Below are 4,519 nucleotides of genomic sequence, written 5' to 3'. Positions count from 1 at the left end.
TGCCGAAGGGATGCGGCCCCGGCACCACCACGCCGATGCTTTGGCCTTCGACGAATTGAAAAGCAGGGTCGACCACCTGCAGGGTGATATGGCGGACCTCTTCCGAGCTCTCGGGTGTGATTCGCCTGGAATCCTTGATGAATGCCTGAGACGTCGGACCCAAATCGGCCGGGGCTTCACTCATGGTTTAAGTGCTCCTTTGATCTTGCCGGCTCCCTCGGAACCGAGACGAGATGGATGTAATGACTCGCCGTCGGACGAGCGACGACGACGCTGGAAAAGAACTCGCTCACTCAGGTTCCGCGAGAGGCTCCGTCCGAGCGCCGCTTGCAGCTTCCGCTGCCGCAGGAGCACCCGCCGTCGTTGCGGCGGAAGGGCCCTAGCTCAGGATGACGGGCGGCGAAGGCGGCATAGAGGCGCTCGACCATGATCCAGGCCGCGAGCACCACAAAGATGATCAGCGAGGCCAGAAGCACCTTAACCATGGGAGCCTCCCAGACCCGCGAAGCCCATAAAGGCGAGCGACAAAAGCCCCGCCAGCATCAGGCTCATGGCCGCGCCCTGGCTGACGCTCGGCACGCGGGCAAGCTCGAGCTTCTCGCGCAGCCCGGCCATCAACATCAAGGCCAGCATGAAGCCGCCACCCGCGCCGAGTGCATAGACCAGACTCTGTACGAAGTTGTATTCCTTCGCGGTTTGAAAGAGTGCAAGACCCAGGATGGCGCAGTTGGTCGTGATTAAGGGTAGAAAGATGCCGAGCGAGCGAAAGAGCGCGGGGCTGTAACGCTTGACGAACATCTCCACCAATTGCACCGCCGAGGCGATCACCGCGATATAGCAGATGAGCCGCAGGAAGAGCAGGTCCAGCTCGGTCAGCAGCCAATTGATACCGTAGGCGCTCATGGAGCTGACCAGCATCACGAAGATGACCGCCAGACCCATGTTCCAAGCGGTGTCTTTTTTCGCGGAGACGCCGAGGAAGGGGCAAATGCCGAGAAAGAGCGCCAGGACGAAATTATTGACGACGGCGGCATTCAGAAAGATGAAATAGAGCGATTCATCCTGCATTGCTGGCGACCCCGGATTGTTCCATCACCTTGCGCGCCTTGCGCAGACGTAGCCAGTTGAAGAGCAGCAGCCAAGCCCCGAGCACGAAGAAGCCTCCCGGCGGAAGAATCATCACGACCCAGGGTTGGAAGCCGTCTCCGAAGAGCGCGACGCCGAGAATGCTCCCGCTGCCGAGGATCTCGCGGACCGTGCCGAGCGCGAGCAGTGCAATAGTGAATCCCGCGCCCATCCCGAGACTATTGACGAACGTCGTGTGCAGGCGCTGTTTCGAGGCATAGGCCTCGGCACGCCCGAGGATGACGCAGTTCACCACGATCAGCTGAATAAAGGCGCCGAGCGCGGCATACAGCTCCAGGCTGATCGCCTGGATGCCGTAGTCGACGATGGTGACGAAGGTCGCGATGATGATGATGTAGCTGGCGATGCGGACCTGTTTGGGGATCCAGTTACGCAGCAGTGAAATCAATAGGCTGGAGCAGACCAGCACGAAGGTCGTCGCCAGTCCCATCGCAATGGCGTTCATGGTCGAGTTGGTCACGGCCAGCACCGGACACATGCCGAGCAGCATCGCGAACACCGGATTTTCGGCCCAGAGTCCGCGCAGGAAGGTATCCAGGCTGAGGTCTTCTTGAGGGTTTGGCAGTTTAGCCATGGGGCGTGCCTCGATTGACGCGCAGGGTGCTGGTCATGGTGCGCTTGCCTCCAACTTGGCCAGCTCGCGCCGGACGATCGGAACGACGCGCTGTGCGGCATCGTTGAGCGCCCGCGCCATCGCCTTGCCCGAGATGGTCGCGCCCGAGATGCCGTCGATCTGCCAGGGTGCGCTCTTGGTGCCGTGCGCGACCAGGACAATCGCGTTGGCCAGGCCGGTGCCCTCGGGATTCAGGCTGGCGTCGAGCGCGACGAAGTTGTCGAGAAAGACCGGATCGGTGTCGATCTTATCTCCCAGACCCGGTGTCTCGGTGGATCGCAACACCTTGCTGCCGATGATGCATTCACACGCCGGATCGTAGCCGAAGAGGAACTGGATCACGTCCTGATAGCCGCGCGCCGCGCCCGGGAAGGCCAGGCCACGCAGGTGACCGTCGGCCCCGAATCCGGCGAAGACCGCAACCCCGACGGCGCCCGCGCCCGCCGCCGCCAGGCCCTGATCGGTCAGCACGAAATCGACCTTGGAGACCGCACCCGGCAGCACCTCGAAGACCGCCTGCTCGGTGAGGACCCGCTCGTTCTCGGCGATGATGGGCTTGGTCGCCTGATAAACCAGCACCACCATGAGACCCGACAGGGTCGCGATGCCGGCCAGGGTGCGCAGCATCGGCCAGCTCGGTGCGACCTGCGCGCCGGGGTCCTCTTGATGCCGGGGCTGAGATTGGGGTTGAAGCTCGACCTTGATGCTCATGGCCTACTCCGCCCCCCGCGTCTTTTTGACCGCGCCGTAGACGCGCGGCTGTGTCCAGCTCGAAATCAAGGGTCCGGCTGCGTTGGCGAGCAGGATCGCGTACATGACGCCCTCCACGAGACCGCCGAAGAGGCGAATCACGACGGTGAGCACGCCGATGAAAAGTCCATACATGATGACGCCGCTGGTGGTGACCGGCGAGGCCACCATATCGCTCGCCATGAACCAGGCCCCGAGCATGAGTCCGCCCGAGAACAGCACGAACCAGGGGCTCGGATAGAGGCTGCTGTCCATCAGCCAAAAGGGCAGCGCCGTGAGTGCCGCGCCGGCCAGTACCGCGGCCGGGATGCGCCAGTCCAGCATGCGCTTGAAGGCGAGCCAGAGTCCGCAGATCAGAATCAAGAGTGCGGAGGTCTCGCCGGCGGACCCCGCGATCATGCCGGTGAAGACCTCGGTGACGGGCGGCTCGATCTGCTGGAACTTCTGAAGCGCCAGCGGCGTGGCACCGGTCCAGGCATCGAGCTGCAGACCCGCGATCCAATCCTTGACCGGGATCGGCTGCATGAAGGGCAGCGTGAAGGTCGAGGGGATGACCTCGGTGAACCGACCCGGCGCGAACGGCGGCGTCCAGGTCGTGATCGCGACCGGGAAGGCGGCCTGCACGAAGGCCCGTCCTACGAGGGCCGGATTCATGACGTTGTAACCCAGCCCGCCGAAGAGCGCCTTACCCAGCGCCACGCCGACGAAGGCTGCCACGGCAGCCATCCAGATCGGAAAGCCGGGCGGCAAGGTCAGACCGAGCAGGATGCCGGTGATGACGACGGACCAGTCCGACACGGTGTTGCCCCGACCGCTTGTCCGCGTGAAAAACCACTCGGTCGCGATCGCCGCTCCCGTTGTGGTGAGGAGCAGGAGCAGCGCGCTCAACCCGAATTGAAAGACCGCGAAGGCGCAGATCGGCAAGAGCGCAAAGACCACATTGCGCATGATGCGGTCGACGCTGATCGCCCGCTTCAGGTGCGGGGAGGTTCTGATCTCGATGGGTTTAGGCATTGCGATCCCGATTGATTGACTTGGCGATCCGGAAATACTGCGTCAGCGGGATATTCGACGGGCACACATAGGCGCAACAGCCGCATTCGAAGCATTGATTCAGATTGAATTCCTCGGCCATTCGCTCGTACTGGCGCGCGAGTGCCAACTCGCCGAGCATCGAGGGATTGAGCGAGACCGGGCATGCCTTGAGACATTCGGCGCACTTGATGCAGGGGTAGACCTTGCGCCGGTCCAGGTCCGGGTCTTCCCGCTCCAAGGCGACGACGCCCGAGACGGCCTTGGTGACCGGCACATCGAGCGAGGCTACCGCCATGCCCATCATGGGTCCGCCGAGGATGACCTCGCCGACCCGGTCTGCCGCGAGTCCGACCTGTCCGAGCAGAAACCGCAAGGGCGTGCCGATCGGAACCATGAAGTTGCCCGGGTTGGCAACCGCCGGACCGCTCACGGTGACGACGCGCTCGATCAGGCCCCTGCCCTTGGGCAGAAGATCGCCCATCTGGGCGAGTGTGCCGACGTTGTAGACCGCCACGCCGATATCCGCCGGCAGCCCGCCGACCGGAACCTCTTTGCGCAGGAGGCTCTTGATGAGCATCTTCTCCGCACCCTGCGGATACTTGGTCTCCACCGCCTCCGCGGTGATGGGCAGATCCTGCGGGATCACCGACCGCAGATGGGCGACCGCATCGAGCTTGTTGTCCTCGACGCCGATAATGGCGCGTCTGGCTCCGGTCGCATTGAGCGCGAGCTTGATGCCGCGGATCAGGGCGTCGCTCTGCTCGAGCATGATCCGATGATCGCAGGTCAGATAGGGCTCGCACTCGCAGCCGTTGACGACGACCGTCTCGATGATCTTGCCTGCGGGGGGCTTCAATTTGACGTGGCTCGGAAAAGCCGCACCCCCGAGTCCGACCAGCCCGGCATCCTGCACGGCCGCGACGATCTCTTCGGGCTTCATAGCGTCGAGGTCGCGCTCCAGGTCGTACAGGACCT

General features: G+C 63.4%; 6 protein-coding genes and 1 pseudogene. All 7 read right to left on the bottom strand.

Annotation, left to right across the window (positions count from 1 at the left end):
* Positions 1-184, bottom strand: a pseudogene (locus VLR48_RS16145) (oxidoreductase); the annotation flags it as partial.
* Between the two features lie 109 nt (positions 185-293).
* The gene (locus VLR48_RS16140; protein ID WP_325292774.1) at positions 294-485 is read right to left on the bottom strand and encodes a hypothetical protein; all 192 of its coding nucleotides are present in this window, start codon (positions 483-485) and stop codon (positions 294-296) included.
* A complete protein-coding gene (locus tag VLR48_RS16135; RefSeq protein ID WP_325292773.1) occupies positions 478-1,068 on the bottom strand; it encodes an electron transport complex protein RnfA in 591 nt (196 codons plus the stop codon). The genes VLR48_RS16140 and VLR48_RS16135 overlap by 8 nt, the downstream gene beginning before the upstream one ends.
* Positions 1,058-1,720, bottom strand: a complete 663-nt coding sequence (locus VLR48_RS16130) for an electron transport complex subunit E (RefSeq protein WP_325292772.1) — start codon at positions 1,718-1,720, stop codon at positions 1,058-1,060. The genes VLR48_RS16135 and VLR48_RS16130 overlap by 11 nt, the downstream gene beginning before the upstream one ends.
* 33 nt (positions 1,721-1,753) lie before the next feature.
* Positions 1,754-2,470, bottom strand: coding sequence for an FMN-binding protein (locus VLR48_RS16125; RefSeq protein ID WP_325292771.1), 717 nt, complete (start codon positions 2,468-2,470; stop codon positions 1,754-1,756).
* A gap of 3 nt (positions 2,471-2,473) precedes the next feature.
* Entirely contained in the window at positions 2,474-3,523 is a 1,050-nt protein-coding gene (locus VLR48_RS16120) for an RnfABCDGE type electron transport complex subunit D (protein ID WP_325292770.1), read from the bottom strand.
* Positions 3,516-4,519: electron transport complex subunit RsxC (gene rsxC / locus VLR48_RS16115; protein WP_325292769.1), on the bottom strand; the 1,004-nt coding region annotated here is incomplete at its 5' end. The genes VLR48_RS16120 and rsxC, both read right to left, overlap by 8 nt.

It is taken from the genome of Thiocapsa sp. (assembly GCF_035467215.1).
GTDB lineage: Bacteria > Pseudomonadota > Gammaproteobacteria > Chromatiales > Chromatiaceae > Thiocapsa.
The sequence above is the reverse complement of the archived record's forward strand: the minus strand, read 5'-3'. Positions and strand labels throughout refer to the sequence as shown.